The sequence below is a fragment of the Cellulosimicrobium arenosum genome, from assembly GCF_014837295.1.
GTDB classification, from domain to species: domain Bacteria; phylum Actinomycetota; class Actinomycetes; order Actinomycetales; family Cellulomonadaceae; genus Cellulosimicrobium; species Cellulosimicrobium arenosum.
The window spans coordinates 1-20110 of the sequence record NZ_JACYHB010000006.1 but is presented as its reverse complement, the minus strand read 5'-3'; the positions used below and the strand labels follow the sequence as shown (position 1 = coordinate 20110).

Here is a 20110-nt window from a genome sequence, read left to right as displayed (position 1 = left end):
GTGCAGGTGTGGGCCGGGTGCGGGGGACCGGCCCGGACGAGCGCCCTAGAATGGCGCGGGGCCGTCGTCCCCACCGTCCCACCTCCGCCCGGAAGGCACGTATGTCCACCCCTGACGCCGCTGTCGCCCCCGAGGGCGCCGCGGAACAGCCCACCGCTCCGTCCCCGCTCGACGCCGACGCCCTCCAGCGCGCGCTCGACGCCGCGCTCGCCGCCGTCGCGGACGCGACGGACCTCACGTCGCTCAAGGCCGCGCGGATCGAGCACGCCGGCGACCGCAGTCCGCTCGCGCTCGCCAACCGCGCGATCGGCGCGCTCGACCCGGCGGACAAGAAGACTGCCGGGCGGCTCCTCGGTCCGTTGCGCGCGCGGCTGAACCAGGCGATCGCCGCGCGGCAGGTCGAGCTCGAGGCCGAGCGGGACGAACGCGTGCTGGTCACCGAGGCGGTCGACGTGACGCTCCCCGTCCGTCGTACGCCGGACGGCGCGCGCCACCCGCTCGAGACGCTGCAGGAGCGCATCGCAGACTTCTTCGTCGGGCTCGGGTGGGAGATCGCCGACGGCCCCGAGGTCGAGACGGAGTGGTTCAACTTCGACGCCCTGAACTTCGGACCGGACCACCCGGCCCGGCAGATGCAGGACACGTTCTACGTGGCGGGTGGGCCCGTCGGTGCTGAGACGGAGCCGACGAACCTGGTGCTGCGCACGCACACGTCGCCGGTCCAGGCGCACTCTCTGCTCGCACGCGGCGTCCCTCTCTATGTGGCGTGCCCGGGCAAGGTGTTCCGCACCGACGCCCTCGACGCGACGCACACGCCGGTGTTCCACCAGGTCGAGGGTCTCGCGGTCGACAAGGGCCTGACGATGGCGAACCTGCTCGGCACGCTCGACGCGTTCGCGCGGGCGATGTTCGGGCCCGACGCGCGCACCCGCCTGCGGCCGAGCTACTTCCCGTTCACGGAGCCGAGCGCCGAGATGGACCTGTGGTTCCCGCAGAAGAGGGGCGGACCGGGCTGGATCGAGTGGGGCGGGTGCGGGATGGTGAACCCGAACGTGCTGCGCGCGACGGGGGTGGACCCGGACGTCTACTCCGGGTTCGCGTTCGGCATGGGCGTCGAGCGCACCCTCATGCTCCGCCACGGGATCGCCGACATGCACGACATGGTCGAGGGCGACGTGCGCTTCTCGACCCAGTTCGGAATGGGGATCTGATGCCGAACATCGTCATCGACTGGCTCGGAGACCACGTCGAGCTTCCTGCGGACCTGACCGCGGAGCAGCTCGCGGCCGACCTCGTGCGGGTCGGGCTCGAGGAGGAGGAGATCCACGGGGCCGCGGTCACGGGGCCGCTCGTCGTGGGCCGCGTCCTCGGGCTGGTGCCCGAGCCGCAGAAGAACGGCAAGACCATCAACTGGTGCCAGGTGGACGTCGGGGTGCACAACACCACCGACGACGCGGGCGAGCCCACCGTGGCGCGCGGGATCGTGTGCGGCGCGCACAACTTCGGCGAGGGCGACCTCGTCGTGGTCGCGCTGCCCGGCGCCGTGCTGCCCGGACCGTTCGCGATCGCGAGCCGCAAGACGTACGGGCACGTCTCGGACGGCATGATCTGCTCGGCGAAGGAGCTGGGGCTGGGCGAGGACCACGACGGCATCATCGTGCTCCCGCGACTCGGCCACGCCGAGGCCGACCTGACGCCCGGCCAGGACGCGGTCGCGCTGCTGGGTCTCGGCGACGAGGTGCTCGAGATCAACGTCACGCCCGACCGTGGCTACGCGTTCTCCTACCGGGGCGTGGCCCGCGAGTACGCGCACTCCACCGGCGCACGGTTCACGGACCGGGGCCTGCCCGAGGCGCTGAGCGCACCGCTGCCGGCGGCGACCCCGGACGGGTTTCCCGTCGAGGTGGACGACGCCGCGCCCGGCGACGGCACACCCGGTTGCGACCGCTTCGTGACGCGGGTGGTGCGCGGCGTGGACGCGGCCGCGCCTTCGCCCGCCTGGCTGCAGCGCCGGCTCACGGGTGCGGGCATGCGCCCGATCTCCCTCGCCGTCGACGTGACCAACTACGTCATGCTCGACCTCGGTCAGCCGCTGCACGCCTACGACCTCGACCAGGTCGCCGCTCCGATCGTGGTCCGCCGGGCGCGGCCCGGCGAGCGCCTCGTGACGCTCGACGACGTGGAGCGCGCGCTCGACCCGCAGGACCTGCTGATCACCGACAGCCCAGACGGGCAGGTGGGCCCCGGCTCCCGGGTGCTCGGGATCGCCGGGGTCATGGGTGGTGCCTCGTCCGAGGTCGGCCCGTCGACGCGGGACGTCCTCGTCGAGGCCGCGCACTTCGACGCGGTGTCGGTGGCGCGCACCGCGCGCCACCACAAGCTCTCGAGCGAGGCGGCCAAGCGGTTCGAGCGCGGCGTGGACCCGCGCCTGCCCGCGGTCGCCGCGCAGCGCGTCGTGGACCTGCTCGTCGAGCTCGGCGGGGGGACCGCCGACCCGGCCGTCAGCGACCTGGACCGGACGGTCCCGCCGGGTCCCGTGCACTTCCGCGCGGCCGAGGCCGAGCGGCTCGTCGGCGTGGCGTACACGCCCGAGCAGGTGCGCGGAGCGCTCGAGGCGATCGGTTGCGACGTCGCCGAGGACGCGCAGACCGGCGTGCTCGTCGTGACGCCGCCGTCGTGGCGGCCCGACCTGACCGGCTCGGCGGAGCTGGTCGAGGAGGTCGCGCGCCTCGAGGGGTACGACGCGATCCCGTCGGTGCTGCCGGCGGCGCCCGGTGGTCGCGGTCTGACCCACGAGCAGGCCGTCCGCCGCTCCGTGGCGCGAGCGCTCGCCGAGGACGGGTTCGTGGAGACCCTCAGCTACCCGTTCGTCGGCGAGGCGGACCTCGACGTGCTCCGCCTCGGGGCGGACGACGCGCGTCGCCGCGCCCTCCGGCTCCGCAACCCGCTCGCGGCAGACCGCCCGCTCCTGCGCACGGACCTGCTCAGCACGCTCCTGGACACGGCACGTCGCAACGTCGGTCGTGGTCTCGGGGACGTGGCCCTGTTCGAGGTGGGCCTCGTCACGCACCCGCGGGTCGGAGCCCCGTCCGCCCCGTCGTTGCCGCCCGGGGTCCGGCCGTCGGACGAGGCGCTCGCGGCGCTCGCCGCGGCGACGCCCGAACAGCCCCGCCACGTCGCGGGCGTCCTCGTGGGCAGGCGCGAGCGCGCGGGCTGGTGGGGCGAGGGGCGCGCCGCGGACTGGTCCGACGCGCTCGACGCCGCGCTCCTCGTGGCGCGCCGGGCGGGCGTGGACGTGCGCGTCGTCGCCGATCCCGACCGCGCACCGTGGCACCCCGGGCGGTGCGCGCGCCTCGAGCTCGAGGACGCGACCGTCGTCGGGCACGCGGGCGAGCTGCACCCGAAGGTCGTCGAGGACCTCGGCCTGCCCGCGCGGGCCTCGGCGTTCGAGGTCGACCTGACCGCGCTCGTCGCCGCGACGGACGGCGCACCGCTCACCGCGACGCCCGTCTCGGCCTTCCCGGCCGCGAAGGAGGACCTCGCGTTCGTCGTGCCCGACGCCGTCCCCGCCGCTGCGCTGCAGGCCGCGGTCGTCGACGGCGCGGGCGAGCTGCTCGAGGAGATCGCCCTCTTCGACGTCTTCGCCGGCGACCAGGTGGGGGAGGGCCGCAAGTCCCTGGCGTTCTCGCTGCGCCTGCGGGCCCCGGACCGGACCCTGACGGCGGACGACGTCGTGCGGGTGCGCGAGGGCGCCGTGGCTGCGGCTCGCGACCAGGTGGGCGCGGAGCTGCGGGCGTGAGCCCGACGAGCCCCGAGCGCGGCGGGGACGACACGGTCGTGCCCGCTGCTCGCACCGCGCTGGTCACGGGTTCCTCGCGGGGGATCGGCCGGGCGCTCGCCGTCGGGCTCGCCGCGGCGGGCCTGGACGTCGCGCTGCTCGCGCGGGACGCGACGCGGTTGGCGGAGGTCGCGGCGGAGATCGCGCTGCGGCCGGGCGCCGGTCGCGCCGTCGTCGTGCCGGCGGACGTGGTCGACGCGGACGCGGTCGACCGCGCCGTGCGGCACGTGGCCGGCGTGCTCGGGGACATCGACCTGCTGGTCAACGCCGCGGGTCTCGTCGACGCCGAGGTCCCGCTCTGGGAGGCGGACCCGGACCAGTGGTGGGGCGTCGTGGAGACGAACGTGCGCGGACCCTTCCTCCTGGCGCGTGCCGTCGTGCCGGGGATGCTCGCTCGGGGCGGCGGTCGCGTCGTCGACCTCAGCTCGGGCGCGGGCTCGCACGACATGGACGGCGCGAGCGCGTACAACGCGAGCAAGACGGCGCTCCTGCGGATGGGCGCGAACCTGCACCGCTCGGGTCACGCCCGCGGGCTGCGCACCTTCGAGGTCGCGCCGGGCGTCGTGCAGACGGACATGACCGCGTCGATGGCGATGCACCGGGGCCGGACCGAGTGGACGCCGGTCGAACGCACCGTCGAGATGGTGGTCGCGATCGCGCGCGGCGAGCTCGACGCGTACTCGGGCGCGTTCGTCCGGGTCACGCACGACTCGCCCGAGTCGTTGCGCCGCGCGATCGATCGCGCGGCGGGGCACGGCCTCGACGTGCCGGGGCCGGACGGACGCCGCCTGCGCGTGACGCGGTGGGGCGACCACGACCCGATGCCGGGAGAGCTGCCCCGCCGCTGAGACCGCGGGGAGGCGGCGGCAGACGAGGTTCTGACAGCGGGGCAGGCAGAGACGCTGTATGGAACGTCACGGTCCGGTAGTTGAAGTTTCACCGACTGATCGGGGATGCTCGGACGGACAACCGACCACCCGAGTCGCACGACGGCGTCGTCACTCGACGAAGAGCGCCGGAGGCGACCCATGACGACCCCGACACGGCCCGTGCGGCAGTGGAACGAGATGAGCGTCCCCGACGCGGGGACCTACACTCTCGACGCGGCGCACAAGCGCGTCGGCTTCGTAGGTCAGCACATGATGGTCTCCCCGATCCGGGGCGAGTTCACGCGCGCCGACGCCACGATCGTCGTGGCGCAGGACCCGCTGCGGTCCGTCGTGGCCGCGTCGATCGACGCCGCGAGCCTCACGACCCACAACCCGGACCGGGACGTGCACCTGCACAGTGGCGACTTCCTCGACGTCGAGAACTACCCGACGATCGAGTTCCGCAGCACCGGCGTGCGGTGGCAGGGTGCGCAGGACGACGCGATCCTCGCGTGGGCGCGGCTGCGCAACCGCTCGCCCGAGCGCGCGACGATCGCCGCCGACCGCGTCTCGCCCGCCGAGGCCGGCAGCTTCGTCGTCAGCGGACTGCTGACGATCCGCGGCGTCACGCGCCCCATCGACCTGACGATGCGCTACGGCGGTGCGCGCCGGGACCCCTACGAGCGCGACATCTTCGGCTTCCACGCGACCGGCTCGTTCGACCGCGAGGACTACGGCCTCGTGTGGAACGTCCTGCTCGAGACGGGCGGCTTCCTCGTCGGGAAGAAGGTCCAGATCGAGATCGCGGGCGAGGCGATCCACGAGGGTTGAGCCCGACGCCATGCCCGTCGCAGGGTGGGCGCGGGGTTGCGCGCGCAGTCTAGGATGACCGCGAAGACACGGGGTGCCCCGCCGCTGGGGCTGAGATCACACCCGCCGAACCTGCTCTGGCTCGCACCAGCGAAGGGATGTCCATCGATGCTGCTCGATCCTGCACCGACCGCCCCGCCGTCACGCCCGCGCGTGCTCTCGATCGCGGGGACCGACCCGACCGGCGGCGCCGGGATCCAGGCCGACCTCAAGTCGTTCTGCGCCCACGGCGCCTACGGGATGGCGGTGACCACCGCGCTGGTCGCGCAGAACACCCACGGCGTGCGGTCCGTCCACGTGCCGGGGCGCGAGTTCCTGCGCGCCCAGCTCGACGCCGTGTCCGACGACGTCGAGATCGACGCCGTGAAGATCGGGATGGTCGCCGACGAGCCGAACGCGCACGAGATCGTGTCGTGGCTGGACGACCTGGCGGCGTCGCGTCGCGCGGCGGGCGCGCCCGTCCCGTGGGTCGTGCTCGATCCGGTCATGGTCGCGACGTCGGGCCACCGACTGCTCGACGCGGGCGCGGAGCAGGCGGTGCGCGAGCTGGCGTGCCGCGCCGACGTCGTCACGCCGAACCTCCCCGAGCTCGCCGTGCTGGCGGGCACGGAGCGCGCGACCACGTGGGACGCGGCCCTCGACCAGGCTCGGTCCTTCGTGGCCGCGAGCGGGACCGCGGTACTTCTCAAGGGCGGGCACCTGGACGGCCCGACCTCCCCGGACGCGCTCGTAGAGCCGGCTCCGGTGCCCGGCGACGTGCCCGGTGACGGCGGGCGCGTGACGCTGTTCGACGCCGAGCGGGTCGACACGCCCCACACGCACGGGACGGGGTGCTCGCTGTCGGCGGCGCTCGCGGCGCTGCGCCCGCAGCGTCCGGGCTGGCCGGAGGCGGCGCGCGACGCCAAGGGCTGGCTCACGGGCGCGCTGCGGGCGGGTGCCGCGCTGCGGGTCGGGAGCGGTCGCGGGCCGGTCGACCACCTGCACGCCGTGGCGCCCGCGGCTCAGGCGCGCGTCACGTCGCCGGTGGGGTAGACGCACGCGGTGCCGGGCGGCCACCAGCGCCATCGCGCCTCGACCTGGCCCGCGCTCACGCCCTGCGGGCGCTCGGCGACGCACCGGTCCTCGCCCTGCCCCAGGCCGATCGTCGCGTAGTAGACGACGAATACCGCGGTCACGAGGACGACCAGCACCGTCACCACGCGGCGGAGCGCGGGAGAGGGGCCGTCCCTCGGGTCCTCCCCGGGGCGCGCCGGGACCCAGTCCCAGCTCACCGGCCCTCGCCCACGCTGCCCGACGACGCGGCGTCGGGCACCAGCAGCACCTTGCCCGTCGTGGCGCGCCCCTCGAGCGCGCGGTGCGCGTCGGCCGCCTCGGCGAGCGGGAACGTGGCGCCGACCCGCACGTGCAGCGTCCCGCCCGCGACGGCGCCGAGCACCTCGGCCGCGCGCTCGTCCAGCTCGGCGCGCGTGGCGGTGAAGTCCTTGAGCGTGGGCCGCGTGAGGGTGAGCGAGCCGCCCGCATTGAGGCGCTGCGGGTCGAACGCGGGCACCTGGCCCGACGACCCGCCGAACAGCACGAGCGTCCCGCGGCGGCGCAGCGACGCGAGCGACGCGTCGAACGTGTCGCGGCCGACCGAGTCGTAGACCGCGGCCACGCCCTCGCCGCCGGTGAGGCCGCGCACGATCTCGGGCAGGTCGTGCGTGAGGTCGCCCAGCGCGGTGTACTCGATCACGTGCTCGGCGCCCGCGCCCCGCGAGAGCTCGGCCTTCGCCGGCGTCGAGACGGTCGAGATGACGTGCCCGCCCCGCGCCGTGACCATCTGCGTGAGCAGCAGTCCGACGCCACCCGCGCCCGCGTGCACGAGGACCTGGTCGCCGGGCCGGACCGGGTATGACGACGTGCACAGGTAGTGCGCGGTGAGGCCCTGCAGGGCGACGGCGGTCGCATCCGCGAGCGCGACCGCGGCGGGTACGTGCACGGCCGAGCGGGCGGGGACGACCACCAGCCCGGCGTACGAGCCCGGCGCGTCGGTCCACACGACGCGGTCGCCGACGGCGAACGCCGGGGTCTCGTCGCCGGAGCCGGCCGTGCCCGTCGTGCCGGCCGCCACGACGACACCGGCGCCCTCGCTGCCCACGACGTGCGGGAAGTCCATCGGGTAGACGCCCGAGCGCTGGTACGTGTCGATGAAGTTCACGCCCGCGACCTCGACGCGGACGAGCAGCTCGCCCGGTCCCGGCGTCGGGTCGGGGACCTCGCGGAGCTCCAGGACGTCAGGGCCGCCCGCCTCGCGGGCCACGATCGCGTGCATGGACCCACCTTAGGGTCGCGCACGAACCGGCGGGCTGCATAAGTATGTATAGTGCTGCATATGACGATCAGAGTCGCGGTCGCGGGTGCGTCCGGGTACGCGGGCGGAGAGACGCTCCGGCTGCTCGCCGGGCACCCCGAGGTAGAGGTCGGCGCCCTCACGGCGCACAGCAACGCGGGCTCGCCGCTCGGCGCGCACCAGCCGCACCTGCGATCCCTGGCGGACCGCGTGCTGCTCCCCACGACCGTGGAGAACCTCGTAGGGCACGACGTCGTCGTGCTCGCACTTCCGCACGGCGCGTCGGGAGAGATCGCCGCGCAGCTGCCCGACGACGTCCTCGTCCTCGACCTGGGGGCCGACCACCGGCTGTCGTCGGCCCACGACTGGGAGCGGTTCTACGGCAGCGCGCACGCCGGGACGTGGCCCTACGGTCTGCCCGAGCTGCTGCTGACCGAGCACCCCGGTGCGGGCGCGAGCGAGACCAAGCAGCGCGAGAAGCTCGCGGGAGCGCGTCGGATCGCCGTCCCCGGCTGCAACGTCACCGCGGTGACGCTGGGCATCCAGCCCGGGGTGGCATCGGGGGTGGTGGACGCGACCGACGTCGTCGCCGTCCTCGCCAACGGGTACTCCGGCGCCGGCAAGGCGCTGAAGCCGCACCTGCTCGCGTCGGAGGGGCTGGGGTCGGCCCAGCCGTACGCCGTCGGCGGCACCCACCGGCACATCCCCGAGATCACGCAGAACCTGCGTGCCGCGGGAGCACCCGAGGTGCGGATCTCGTTCACCCCGGTGCTGGTGCCGATGGCGCGCGGCATCCTGGCGACCGTCACCGCGCCGCTCGCGGCGGCGGTGCGCGACCTGCCGGCGCCGGAGGTGGCGACGCAGGTGCGCCGCGCGTGGGACGACGCCTACGGGGGCGAGCCGTTCGTCCAGCTCCTGCCCGAGGGGCAGTGGCCCGGCACGGCGATGACGCTCGGCGCCAACACGGCGCTCGTCCAGGTGGCGGTCGACCACGCGGCCGGTCGTGTCGTGACGGTCACCGCCCTCGACAACCTCGTCAAGGGCACCGCGGGCGCCGCGGTGCAGTCCATGAACATCGCGCTCGGCCTGCCGCAGGCGGCCGGCCTGACCACCGAAGGGGTCGCCCCGTGACCGTCACCTCGCCCCGGGGCTTCCGGGCCAGCGGCGTCGCCGCCGGCCTGAAGTCCACCGGCGCCAAGGACGTCGCGCTCGTCGTCAACGACGGCCCGCTCGACGTCGCCGCAGCCGTCTTCACCAGCAACCGTGTCTTCGCCGCGCCCGTCGCGTGGAGCCGGCAGGCGGTGAGCGACGGGCGCGCGAGCGCGGTCGTGCTCAACTCGGGCGGCGCGAACGCCTGCACGGGCACCGAGGGCTTCGCCGACACGCACCGCACGGCCGAGCACGTCGCGGACACGCTGTCCACGTCGGCAGGCGACGTCCTCGTCTGCTCCACGGGCCTCATCGGCCTCCGGCTGCCGATGACGGAGCTGCTGGCGGGCGTCGACGCCGCCGCGAGCGCGCTCGACGACCCGTCGTCCGCCACGCGCGGCGGTGAGGACGCGGCCCTCGCGATCATGACCACGGACACCGTCGCCAAGACCGTGCACGTCGAGCGCGAGGCGAGCGACCCGGCGTCGCCGGACGGCGCCACGACCTGGTCCGTGGGCGGCATGGCCAAGGGTGCGGGCATGCTGGCGCCGGGGCTCGCGACCATGCTGTGCGTGTTGACGACCGACGCGGTCGTCGACGCCACCGCCGCCGGTGCGGCGCTGCGCGCGGCGACGCGCACGACGCTCGACCGTGTCGACTCCGACGGGTGCATGTCGACGAACGACACCGTGATCCTGCTCGCCTCGGGCGCCTCCGGGGTGGCGGTCGGCACGGAGGAGCTCACCGGCGTGCTCACCGAGGCGTGCGGCTCCCTCGCGCGCCAGCTCGTCGCCGACGCGGAGGGTGCGAGCCACGACGTGGCCGTCACCGTCGTCGGTGCGTCGAGCGAGGACGCAGCCGTCGCGGTCGCCCGCGCCGTGACCCGGTCCAACCTGTTCAAGGCCGCGATCTTCGGCAACGACCCGAACTGGGGTCGCATCGTCTCCGCGGTGGGCACCGTGCCCGAGGACGTCGCTCCCTACGACGCGCTCGCGCTGGACGTCACGGTCAACGGCGTCCAGGTGTGCCGCGCCGGAGGAGTGGGCGAGCCGCGCGAGCTCGTCGACCTCGCCGCGGCGCGCGAGGTGCTCGTCGAGATCGACCTGCACGCCGGGTCGGCGACCGCGACGGTCTGGACCAACGACCTCACGCACGACTACGTCCACGAGAACAGCGCGTACTCCTCATGAGCGACACGATGCCCGGGCGGCCGACCGCGCCCGCGCCGGACGACTTCGTCTTCGACACCCGCACCGACCTGCGCCCCGAGCAGAAGGCGGAGGTGCTGATCGAGGCGCTGCCGTGGCTGCAGGAGTTCGCGGGGGCGCTCGTCGTCGTGAAGTACGGCGGCAACGCCATGGTCGACGACACGCTCAAGGCAGCGTTCGCGCAGGACATGGTGTTCCTGCGCCAGGTCGGCCTGCGCCCCGTCGTCGTGCACGGCGGCGGTCCGCAGATCTCGACCATGCTCGCGCGCCTCGGCATCGAGTCCGAGTTCCGCGGCGGGCTGCGCGTCACGACCCCGGAGGCCATGGACGTGGTCCGGATGGTCCTGACGGGCCAGGTCTCGCGCGAGCTCGTCGGGCTCATCAACGCGCACGGCCCCCACGCCGTCGGGCTCTCCGGGGAGGACGGCGGTCTGCTCCAGGCCCAGCGGCGGCACGCGACCGTCGACGGCGAGCCGGTCGACGTCGGCCTCGTGGGCGACGTCGTGGAGGTGCACCCGGCCGCGGTCCAGGACCTGCTCGACGCGGGCCGCATCCCCGTGGTCTCGACGATCGCGCCCGACCTCGAGGACCCGACCCAGGTGCTCAACGTCAACGCCGACACGGCTGCCGCGGCGCTCGCCGTCGCGCTCGGCGCGAAGAAGCTGATCGTGCTGACCGACGTCGAGGGGCTGTACACGTCGTGGCCCGACAAGGACTCGCTGGTCGCGCAGATCACGCGGTCCGAGCTCGCGGCGCTGCTGCCCTCGCTGCAGTCCGGCATGGTGCCCAAGATGGAGGCGTGCCTGCGCGCGGTCGCGGGCGGCGTCCCCGCCGCGACCGTGATCGACGGCCGTGTCCCGCACTCGCTGCTGCTCGAGGTCTTCACGACCCGCGGCAACGGGACCATGGTCGTGCCCGACCCGGTCGGAGGAGAGTCATGAGCGAGCACCTCACCCGGCGCGACGAGCTCGGCGCGGCCCCGGGCGTGCCCGACGTCGCCGCCGCCGGGTCCGGCGCGCAGTGGACGCAGCGGTACGGCACGGCCGTCATGGACACGTTCGGACCGCCCCAGCGCGTCCTGGTGCGCGGGGAGGGCGCCTACGTGTGGGACGCCGACGGCACGCGCTACCTCGACCTGCTCGCCGGGATCGCGGTCAACGCGCTCGGGCACGCGCACCCGACGCTCACGGCGGCGATCTCCGCCCAGCTCGGCACGCTCGGTCACGTGTCGAACTTCTTCGGCACCCCGACCCAGATCGCTCTCGCCGAACGGCTCCTCGCGCTCGCGGACGCTCCCACCGGCTCGCGCGTGTTCTTCACGAACTCCGGGACCGAGGCGAACGAGGCCGCGTTCAAGATGACGCGCCGCGCGAACGACACCGGTGACCGGACCCGGGTGCTCGCGCTCGAGGGCGGCTTCCACGGGCGCACCATGGGTGCGCTCGCCCTGACGAGCAAGGCCGCGTACCGCGAACCCTTCGAGCCGCTTCCCGGCGGTGTCGAGTTCGTCCCGTTCGACGACCTGGCCGCGCTCGAGGAGGCCTTCTCCGAGCAGGCCGTCGCCGCGCGCGGCCGGGTCGCGGGGCTGGTCGTCGAGCCCGTCCAGGGCGAGGCCGGGGTCCGCGCGCTCTCGCCGGGCTACCTCGCCGCGGCCCGCGACCTCACGGCGCGGCACGGCGCGCTGCTCGTCCTCGACGAGGTGCAGACGGGCATCGGCCGGACCGGTTCGTGGTTCGCCTACCAGCAGCCCGACCTCGGGGGCGGGATCACGCCCGACGTCGTGACCCTCGCCAAGGGACTCGGTGGTGGCTTCCCCGTGGGAGCGGTCGTCGCGTACGGCGAGCGCGCCGCGACCCTGCTGGGCCGCGGGCAGCACGGCACGACGTTCGGCGGGAACCCGGTCGCCGCTGCGGCAGCCCTCGCCACGCTCGGCGTCATCGAGCGCGACGGCCTGCTCGCGAGCGTCCGGACGGTCGGGGAGAGCCTGCGTGCCGGCATCGAGGGGGCGGGGAACCCCCTCGTCGCCGGCGTGCGCGGCAGAGGGCTGCTCCTCGCCGTCCGGCTCGCCCGTCCCGTCGCGGCGGACGTCGCGCGCGCCGCGCTCGACGCCGGTCTGATCGTCAACGCGGTCGCCCCCGACGCGATCCGGCTCGCCCCGCCGCTGATCCTGACCACCGACCAGGCGCGCGACGTCGTCGACTTCTTCGCCGACCTGCGCGTGTCGTCGGACGACGCCCCCACCACCGAGACGAGGGACTGAACCCATGGCCCTGCGCCACCTCCTGCGCGACGACGACCTCACGCCGACCGAGCAGCGGCACGTCCTCGAGCTCGCGCTCGCGTTCCGCGACGACCGCACGTTCCGCCAGCCCCTGCGCGGCCCGCAGGGCGTGGCGGTGCTCTTCGACAAGCCGACGCTGCGCACCCAGCTGTCCTTCGCGACCGGTATCGCCGAGCTCGGCGGGTTCCCCGTCGTCGTCGACGGCAGGCTCGCGCAGATCGGCGTGCGCGAGTCGATCGCGGACACGACGCGCGTGCTCGAGCGCCAGGTGTCCGCGATCGTCTGGCGCACCCACGGCCAGGACCGCATCGAGGAGATGGCGGCGATCAGCACCGTGCCCGTCGTCAACGCGCTCACCGACGACTTCCACCCGTGCCAGATCCTCGCGGACCTGCTCACGATCGCCCAGCACCGCGGCGGGACCGCCGCCCTCGCCGGGCAGACGCTCGCCTACGTGGGCGACGGCGCGAACAACATGTCGCACTCCTACCTCCTCGGCGGCGCGACCGCCGGGATGCACGTGCGCATCGGGACGCCCGAGGGCTTCCCACCCGCGCCGGCCGTCCTCGCGGACGCCCGCCGCATCGCCGCGGGCACCGGCGGGTCGGTCCACGTCACGTCCGACCCGGCCGACGCCGTCGCTGGCGCGGACGTCGTGGCGACCGACACGTGGATCTCCATGGGCGACGAGGACGAGGCGGACCGCCGCGCCCTGCCCTTCGTGCCCTACCAGGTCGACGACGAGCTCCTCGCCCACGCGAAGGACGACGCCATCGTGCTGCACTGCCTGCCCGCCTACCGCGGCAAGGAGATCAGCGCCGACGTCATCGACGGGCCGCGGTCGGCCGTGTGGGACGAGGCCGAGAACCGTCTGCACGCCCAGAAGGCGTTGCTCACCTGGCTCCTGGAGCACGCGTGAGCGAGACCTCGCGTTCCGCGCCCGCCACGAAGGCGGCCCGGCACGCGCGCATCGTCGACATCGTGCGACGCGAGCGCATCCACTCCCAGGCCGAGCTCGCGCGGGCGCTCGCGGCCGACGGGGTCTCGGTCACGCAGGCGACGCTCTCGCGCGACCTCATCGAGCTGCGCGCGGAGAAGGTGCGCGGCACGTCGGAGGCGCTCGTGTATGTCCTGCCGGGGGAGGGCGGCGACCGTGCTGCGCCCGACGCCGACGCCCCCGAGTACCTCGCGGCACGGCTCGCACGGCTGTGCTCGGAGATGCTCGTCAGCGCCGAGCCCTCGGCCAACCTCGTCGTCCTGCGCACCCCGCCCGGCGCGGCGAACTACCTCGCCTCCGCGATCGACCACTCGGTGCTGCCGGGCGTGCTGGGCTGCGTCGCGGGGGACGACACGATCCTCGTCATCTCGCGGGATCCGACGGGCGGTGCGGAGCTCGCGCGGCGCTTCCTCGACCTGTCCGGCCCGGGCGGCTGACCCGGACGCGACGGGGACCGGCCCGGCGTCGCCCCCTGTCACACTGAACACAGACCACCTCTCACGTCACAGAAAGAGATCGCCATGACTGAACGCGTCGTGCTCGCCTACTCGGGCGGCCTGGACACCTCCGTCGCCATCGGCTGGATCGCCGAGGCCACCGGTGCCGAGGTCGTCGCCGTCGCCGTCGACGTCGGCCAGGGCGGTGAGGACCTCGAGGTCATCCGCCGCCGCGCGCTCGACTGCGGGGCCGTCGAGGCCTACGTGGCCGACGCCCGCGACGAGTTCGCGGCCGAGTACTGCATGCCGGCGCTGCGTGCGAACGGCATGTACCTCGACCGCTACCCGCTCGTGTCCGCCATCTCCCGCCCGGTCATCGTCAAGCACATGGTCCGCGCGGCCCGCCAGTTCGGCGCGACCACGGTCGCGCACGGGTGCACGGGCAAGGGCAACGACCAGGTCCGGTTCGAGGTCGCGACGACGTCGCTCGCCCCCGAGCTCAAGACCATCGCCCCGGTCCGCGACCTCGCGCTCACGCGCGAGAAGGCCATCGCCTACGCCGAGAAGCACGAGCTGCCGATCGCGACCACGAAGCACAACCCGTTCTCGATCGACCAGAACGTGTGGGGCCGTGCGGTCGAGACCGGCTTCCTCGAGGACATCTGGAACGCTCCGACCAAGGACGTCTACAACTACACGGACGACCCGACGTTCCCCCCGGTCGCGGACGAGGTCGTCATCACGTTCGACCAGGGCGTGCCCGTCGCGCTCGACGGCGTGCCCGTGACGCCGCTCCAGGCGATCCAGGAGATGAACCGGCGAGCCGGCGCCCAGGGCGTGGGCCGCATCGACATCGTCGAGGACCGGCTCGTGGGCATCAAGTCGCGCGAGATCTACGAGGCGCCGGGTGCGATCGCCCTCATCGCCGCGCACCAGGAGCTCGAGAACGTCACGCTCGAGCGCGAGCAGGCGCGGTTCAAGCGCCAGGTCGAGCAGCGCTGGACCGAGCTGGTCTACGACGGCATGTGGTTCAGCCCGCTGAAGAAGTCGCTCGACGTCTTCATCGACGACACCCAGCGGTACGTGTCGGGAGAGATCCGGCTCGTGCTGCACGGCGGGCGCGCGACCGTGACCGGCCGTCGGTCGGAGGCGAGCCTGTACGACTTCAACCTCGCGACCTACGACGAGGGCGACTCGTTCGACCAGTCGCAGGCCAAGGGGTTCATCGAGATCTACGGTCTCACCGCGAAGCTCGCGGCCGCGCGCGACGAGAAGTTCGGGTTCGGCGTGGACTTCGGGACGGGGAAGCTCGGAGCATGAGCGACTCCCTGGCCCCCGACGAGCCCGCCGGGCCCGAGCGCGTGAGCCTGTGGGGCGGGCGGTTCGCCGGCGGTCCGGCCGACGCGCTCGCCGCCCTCAGCAAGTCGACGCACTTCGACTGGCGCCTCGCGGGTCAGGACATCGCCGGGTCGAAGGCTCATGCGAAGGTCCTGCACGCGGCCCGGCTCCTGGACGACGACGAGCTCGACGGCATGCTCGCCGCGCTCGAGCGCCTGCGCGAGGACGTCGCGTCGGGTGCGTTCGTCGCGGCGGACGACGACGAGGACGTGCACACCGCGCTCGAGCGCGGGCTGATCGAACGTGCCGGTGCGGACCTCGGCGGCAAGCTGCGTGCCGGGCGCTCGCGCAACGACCAGATCGCCACGCTCGTGCGCATGTACCTGCGCGCCGAGGCGCGGACGATCGCCGGCCTGGTGCTCGACGTCGTCGACGCGCTCGTCGCGCAGGCCGCGGCGCACCCGGGCGCCGCCATGCCGGGTCGCACGCACCTGCAGCACGCGCAGCCCGTGCTGCTCGCGCACCACCTGCTCGCGCACGCGTGGCCGCTGCTGCGCGACGTCGACCGCCTCATCGACTGGGACGTGCGCGCCGCGCGCTCTCCGTACGGGTCGGGCGCGCTGGCGGGATCGTCGTTGGGTCTCGACCCGGCGGCGGTCGCGGCGGAGCTCGGGTTCGACGGCCCGGTGGAGAACTCGATCGACGGCACGGCGGCGCGCGACGTGGTGGCGGAGTTCGCGTTCGTCGCCGCGATGATCGGCGTCGACCTGTCGCGCTTCGCGGAGGAGGTCATCGCGTGGGCGACGAAGGAGTTCGGCTTCGTGCGCCTGCACGACGCGTACTCCACCGGGTCGAGCATCATGCCGCAGAAGAAGAACCCCGACGTCGCGGAGCTCGCGCGTGGCAAGGCAGGTCGCATGATCGGCGACCTGACCGGGCTGCTCGCGACCCTCAAGGGCCTGCCGCTCGCGTACAACCGCGATCTGCAGGAGGACAAGGAGCCGGTGTTCGACCAGGTCGACACGCTCGAGGTGCTCCTGCCCGCGTTCTCCGGCATGGTCTCGACGCTCACCTTCGACACCGGGCGCATGGCCTCGCTCGCGCCGCAGGGATTCTCGCTGGCGACCGACGTGGCCGAGTGGCTCGTGCGCGAGGGCGTGCCCTTCCGTGTCGCGCACGAGGTCGCAGGAGCGTGCGTGCGTGCGTGCGAGGAGCGCGGGATCGAGCTGTGGGACCTGTCCGACGACGACCTCGCCGACATCTCCGAGCACCTGACCCCTGGGGTCCGGGACGTCCTGAGCGTCGAGGGATCGCTCGCGTCGCGCGACGCGCAGGGCGGTACCGCCCCGACGCGCGTCGCCGAACAGCTGGAGGCCGCCGAGGAACGCTCGGCGGAGTTCCGCTACTGGGCCGAAGGCTGACGACCGCACTCGCCGACCAGCCGATCGGGATCCGTGCTGACCACGGGACGAGCCCCGACCGGCTGCTCCGCAGAGTCGATCGTGTCGGCGGCGAGGGAGGAGCCGGATGAGTGTGGGGTCTGACGTCCTGGCCGACCTCGTTCGTCAGGTGCGTGACCGCGCGCCTCGCCTCGGGTCGGTCCCGCCCGATGCCGGGCCCTCGTCCGGGACTCGGCTCGTCGTGATCGACGGGCCGGCCGGCTCGGGCAAGACGAGCCTGGCCGCGCAGCTCGGCGAGTCGCTCCCGGCGCAGGTGCTGCACATGGACGACCTCTACGAGGGCTGGCGCGGTCTCGAGCCGGCCTGGGAGCGACTCGACGAGTGGGTGCTGCGCCCGCTCGCCACAGGTCGCAGCGGCCGGTACCGCCGGTTCGACTGGGTGCAGGACGCGTTCGCGGAGTGGCACGAGGTACCGGTCGCCCCGTTCCTGGTCGTCGAGGGATGCGGTGCGGGCCGGCTCGAGGCGGGCACGGTCGCCTCCCTGCGGGTCTGGGTCGAGGCTCCCGACGGCCTTCGCCTCGCGCGTGGCCTCGACCGTGACGGCGAGGCGATGCGTGAGCACTGGCTCGCCTGGATGGAGACCGAGGTCGAGCACTACGCGCGCAACCGCACCCGCGAGCGGGCGGACGTGCGTCTCGACGGCTTCGGCCGCCGCGTCACGTGAGCCGTCGGGCCGCCCGTACCCCGCCCGCGGCGTAACCTGTCCCCACGAGTCCGCGCGAGCGGCTCGAAGCAGCTCGGCAGCGAGATCGTGCGGGAGGACGGATGCCGGAGCCGACGACGCGCAGCGCCCCTGGCGCGGCAGCACCCGAGTTCGTCGTGCCTTGGGACGTACCCGGGCGCGGCTGGTTCGCGCGCGACGTCCACGACGTCGCGCGCGACCTGCTGGGCTCTCTGCTCACGCGGCGCAGCGAGGCGGGCGACGTGACGCTGCGCATCAGCGAGGTCGAGGCGTACGACGGCGAGCGCGACCCCGGCTCGCACGCCTACCGCGGACGGACCGAGCGCAACCGCGCCATGTACGGCGAGCCCGGACGCCTGTACGTGTACCGCCACCTCGGCCTGCACCACTGCGTCAACGTTGTGACCGGTCCGGTCGGTCGGCCGTCGGCGGTCCTGATCCGTGCCGGGGAGGTCGTGCGCGGTGCGGACACCGCTCGTGCCAGGCGGTCGGCCGTGGGTCGGTGCGACTCCGACCAGCAGATCGCACGCGGGCCGGCACGCCTGGCCGTCTCGCTCGACCTCGACCTGCGCCACTACGGTGCCGTGTTGACCGACCCGGACGGCGAGCTCGTGCTGCACCGGGCGCCGACGCCCGGCCGACCGGCGGTCGCCGCCGGCCCTCGGGTGGGGGTCTCGGGCACCGGGGGAGACGGGACGCTGTACCCGTGGCGCTACTGGCTCGCGGGAGACCGCACGGTGTCCGCCTACCGTCGGGTGAGCACCCGCGCGCGCTGACACGGCACACTAGGGTCGCGGCCCGTGGCCGCCCACCACGTGCCCGCCGACGGGTGCCCGACGAAGGAGAAGTAGTGAGCGACGTTCTCGACGAGCTGCAATGGCGGGGTCTGGTGGCCCAGTCCACCGACGAGGCCGCGCTGCGCACCGCACTGGCCGAGGGCCCGATCACGTACTACTGCGGCTTCGACCCCACCGCGCCGAGCCTGCACCACGGTCACCTGGTCCAGCTCGTCGTGCTGCGACACCTGCAGCTCGCCGGTCACCGCGCGGTCGCTCTCGTCGGAGGGGCGACCGGCTTGATCGGTGATCCGCGTCAGTCCGGCGAGAGGGTCCTGAACACCAAGGAGACGGTCGCCGAGTGGACGGTCCGGCTCCAGGACCAGGTGTCGCGGTTCCTCGACTTCGACGGCGACAACCCGGCCCGGCTGGTGAACAACCTCGACTGGATCTCCGGCCTGTCCGCCATCGATCTCCTGCGCGACGTCGGCAAGCACTACCGGCTCGGCACGATGCTCGCCAAGGACACGGTCGCTCGTCGGCTGCGCTCCGACGAAGGCATCAGCTTCACGGAGTTCAGCTACCAGATCCTGCAGGGGATCGACTTCCTCGAGCTGTACCGCCGGCACGGCGTGACGCTGCAGACGGGCGGGAACGACCAGTGGGGCAACCTGCTGTCCGGCGTGGACCTCGTCCGCCGCAGCGAGGGCGCCGGCGTGCACGTGCTCACGACGCCGCTCATCACCAAGGCGGACGGGACGAAGTTCGGCAAGAGCGAGGGTGGGGCCGTATGGCTCGACCCCGACATGATGAGCCCGTACGCGTTTTACCAGTTCTGGCTCAACGCGGCCGACGACGACGTCGTGCGCTTCCTGAAGATCTTCACGTTCCGCTCGCGCGCGGAGATCGACACGCTCGAGTCGGCGGTGCGCGAGCGCCCGGGAGCACGTGAGGCGCAACGGGCGTTGGCCGCCGACGTGACGACGCTGGTGCACGGCGGCGACGCCACGGCCGCGGTCGTCGCCGCCAGCGGTGCCCTGTTCGGTCGAGGGGACCTCGACGGCCTGGACGCGCGCACGCTGGCCGCGGCCGTGGCCGAGCTCCCCAGGACGTCGGCACAGGTCGGCGACGCCGTCGTCGACCTGCTCGCCGACTCCGGCCTGGTGACGTCGAAGGGTGCCGCGCGACGCGCGATCACCGAAGGGGGCGCCTACGTGAACAACGTCAAGGTCGAGGCCGAGGACGCGCGCCTCGAACCGACGGACCTGCTGCACGGGCGATTCGCGGTGCTCCGTCGTGGCAAGAAGACCTTGGGGCTCGCGGACGCCGGCGCGCAGGTCTGAGCGGTCGGGTGCCTGCGGGCGCGTCGAGGGGGACGCCGACAGGCCGAGGATCAGCGGAGTTGGCATCGAGACCGGTGGCGTGTACTGTTCTCGATGTTCGCCCGGCAGGGAGGAACAGACACCACGGTGTAGCTCCTCGGAGCAGGCGCGATGTGGCTGGATCCCCCGGACGATTCCCCTCTGTGAAGGTCTTGGCGCAGTCGCGCCGTACCTGCCACCGGGGGAGCTGGACCGGCAGCAGCGAGTCCTCTCGATCCCAGGATCCGAGGTTGGAGAGCGGGCGCCGGCTCTGGTAGGGTTGAGAAGTTGCCCCAAGTGAGGTTCTGCCCGGTTGGGTGGGGCTGAGTTGGTGTGTGTCGGTTGTTTGAGAACTCAACAGTGTGCTTGTAAGTCAGTGCCAAGTTTTGCCTTGTGGCGTGGTTGGCTGGGTTGCCCGTCGGGTGGTCTGGTTGGTTGTGCTGGAGGGTTTTGTTTGGTTGATTTCGGAAGATGATGTCAGCATCATGTTTCGTTTGGCCAGTTTTGTGAACCTG

18 protein-coding genes and 1 riboswitch are annotated in these 20110 nt (G+C 73.5%); of the genes, 16 read left to right on the top strand and 2 right to left on the bottom strand.

What is annotated here, in order from left to right; translation table 11 throughout:
• The first annotated feature begins 101 nt into the window (after positions 1–101).
• The 5 genes from pheS to thiD all read left to right on the top strand — a co-directional run bounded on the left by pheS (position 102) and on the right by thiD (position 6609).
• Entirely contained in the window at positions 102–1211 is a 1110-nt protein-coding gene (gene pheS, locus IF651_RS08835) for a phenylalanine--tRNA ligase subunit alpha (RefSeq protein ID WP_191828750.1), read from the top strand.
• Positions 1211–3799, top strand: coding sequence for a phenylalanine--tRNA ligase subunit beta (pheT, locus tag IF651_RS08830; RefSeq protein WP_191828749.1), 2589 nt, complete (start codon positions 1211–1213; stop codon positions 3797–3799). Before pheS ends, pheT begins: the two co-directional genes overlap by 1 nt.
• A complete protein-coding gene (locus IF651_RS08825; RefSeq protein ID WP_191828748.1) occupies positions 3796–4686 on the top strand; it encodes an SDR family NAD(P)-dependent oxidoreductase in 891 nt (296 codons plus the stop codon). The genes pheT and IF651_RS08825 overlap by 4 nt, the downstream gene beginning before the upstream one ends.
• A 180-nt stretch (positions 4687–4866) precedes the next feature.
• Positions 4867–5538: a YceI family protein gene (locus IF651_RS08820; protein ID WP_191828747.1), complete on the top strand. Its 672-nt coding sequence runs from the start codon at positions 4867–4869 to the stop codon at positions 5536–5538.
• Positions 5539–5597: 59 nt separating this feature from the next.
• Positions 5598–5693, top strand: a riboswitch (TPP riboswitch).
• Complete coding sequence (gene thiD / locus IF651_RS08815; RefSeq protein ID WP_191828746.1) at positions 5686–6609, top strand: bifunctional hydroxymethylpyrimidine kinase/phosphomethylpyrimidine kinase; 924 nt, start codon at positions 5686–5688, stop codon at positions 6607–6609. It overlaps the preceding riboswitch by 8 nt.
• Here the strand turns inward: thiD and IF651_RS08810 are convergent.
• The gene (locus IF651_RS08810) at positions 6579–6848 is read right to left on the bottom strand and encodes a hypothetical protein (protein WP_191828745.1); all 270 of its coding nucleotides are present in this window, start codon (positions 6846–6848) and stop codon (positions 6579–6581) included. The genes thiD and IF651_RS08810 overlap by 31 nt on opposite strands.
• Positions 6845–7888, bottom strand: a complete 1044-nt coding sequence (locus IF651_RS08805) for a quinone oxidoreductase family protein (RefSeq protein WP_191828744.1) — start codon at positions 7886–7888, stop codon at positions 6845–6847. Before IF651_RS08805 ends, IF651_RS08810 begins: the two co-directional genes overlap by 4 nt.
• Before the next feature lie 60 nt (positions 7889–7948).
• Between IF651_RS08805 and argC the strand changes: the two genes are divergently transcribed.
• The 11 genes from argC (at position 7949) to tyrS (ending at position 19577) form a co-directional block, all read left to right on the top strand.
• On the top strand, positions 7949–9037 hold the full coding sequence (gene argC / locus IF651_RS08800; RefSeq protein WP_191828743.1) for an N-acetyl-gamma-glutamyl-phosphate reductase: 1089 nt from the start codon (positions 7949–7951) through the stop codon (positions 9035–9037).
• Complete coding sequence (argJ, locus tag IF651_RS08795) at positions 9034–10245, top strand: bifunctional glutamate N-acetyltransferase/amino-acid acetyltransferase ArgJ (protein WP_191828742.1); 1212 nt, start codon at positions 9034–9036, stop codon at positions 10243–10245. The genes argC and argJ overlap by 4 nt, the downstream gene beginning before the upstream one ends.
• Before the next feature lie 8 nt (positions 10246–10253).
• Complete coding sequence (argB, locus tag IF651_RS08790) at positions 10254–11204, top strand: acetylglutamate kinase (RefSeq protein WP_191828912.1); 951 nt, start codon at positions 10254–10256, stop codon at positions 11202–11204.
• A complete protein-coding gene (locus tag IF651_RS08785) occupies positions 11201–12523 on the top strand; it encodes an acetylornithine transaminase (RefSeq protein WP_191828741.1) in 1323 nt (440 codons plus the stop codon). Before argB ends, IF651_RS08785 begins: the two co-directional genes overlap by 4 nt.
• A 4-nt stretch (positions 12524–12527) precedes the next feature.
• The gene (gene argF / locus IF651_RS08780; protein WP_191828740.1) at positions 12528–13463 is read left to right on the top strand and encodes an ornithine carbamoyltransferase; all 936 of its coding nucleotides are present in this window, start codon (positions 12528–12530) and stop codon (positions 13461–13463) included.
• A complete protein-coding gene (locus IF651_RS08775) occupies positions 13460–13978 on the top strand; it encodes an arginine repressor (protein ID WP_191828739.1) in 519 nt (172 codons plus the stop codon). Before argF ends, IF651_RS08775 begins: the two co-directional genes overlap by 4 nt.
• Before the next feature lie 84 nt (positions 13979–14062).
• Complete coding sequence (locus IF651_RS08770; protein ID WP_191828738.1) at positions 14063–15298, top strand: argininosuccinate synthase; 1236 nt, start codon at positions 14063–14065, stop codon at positions 15296–15298.
• The gene (gene argH / locus IF651_RS08765) at positions 15295–16737 is read left to right on the top strand and encodes an argininosuccinate lyase (RefSeq protein ID WP_191828737.1); all 1443 of its coding nucleotides are present in this window, start codon (positions 15295–15297) and stop codon (positions 16735–16737) included. Before IF651_RS08770 ends, argH begins: the two co-directional genes overlap by 4 nt.
• Positions 16738–16843: 106 nt before the next feature.
• Complete coding sequence (locus tag IF651_RS17995; protein WP_191828736.1) at positions 16844–17440, top strand: nucleoside/nucleotide kinase family protein; 597 nt, start codon at positions 16844–16846, stop codon at positions 17438–17440.
• 101 nt (positions 17441–17541) lie between these two features.
• Positions 17542–18234 (top strand): DNA-3-methyladenine glycosylase, encoded by a 693-nt coding sequence (locus IF651_RS08755; protein WP_191828735.1) that lies wholly within the window; start codon positions 17542–17544, stop codon positions 18232–18234.
• Positions 18235–18308: 74 nt separating this feature from the next.
• Positions 18309–19577, top strand: a complete 1269-nt coding sequence (gene tyrS / locus IF651_RS08750) for a tyrosine--tRNA ligase (protein WP_191828734.1) — start codon at positions 18309–18311, stop codon at positions 19575–19577.
• The last annotated feature ends 533 nt before the right edge of the window (positions 19578–20110 follow it).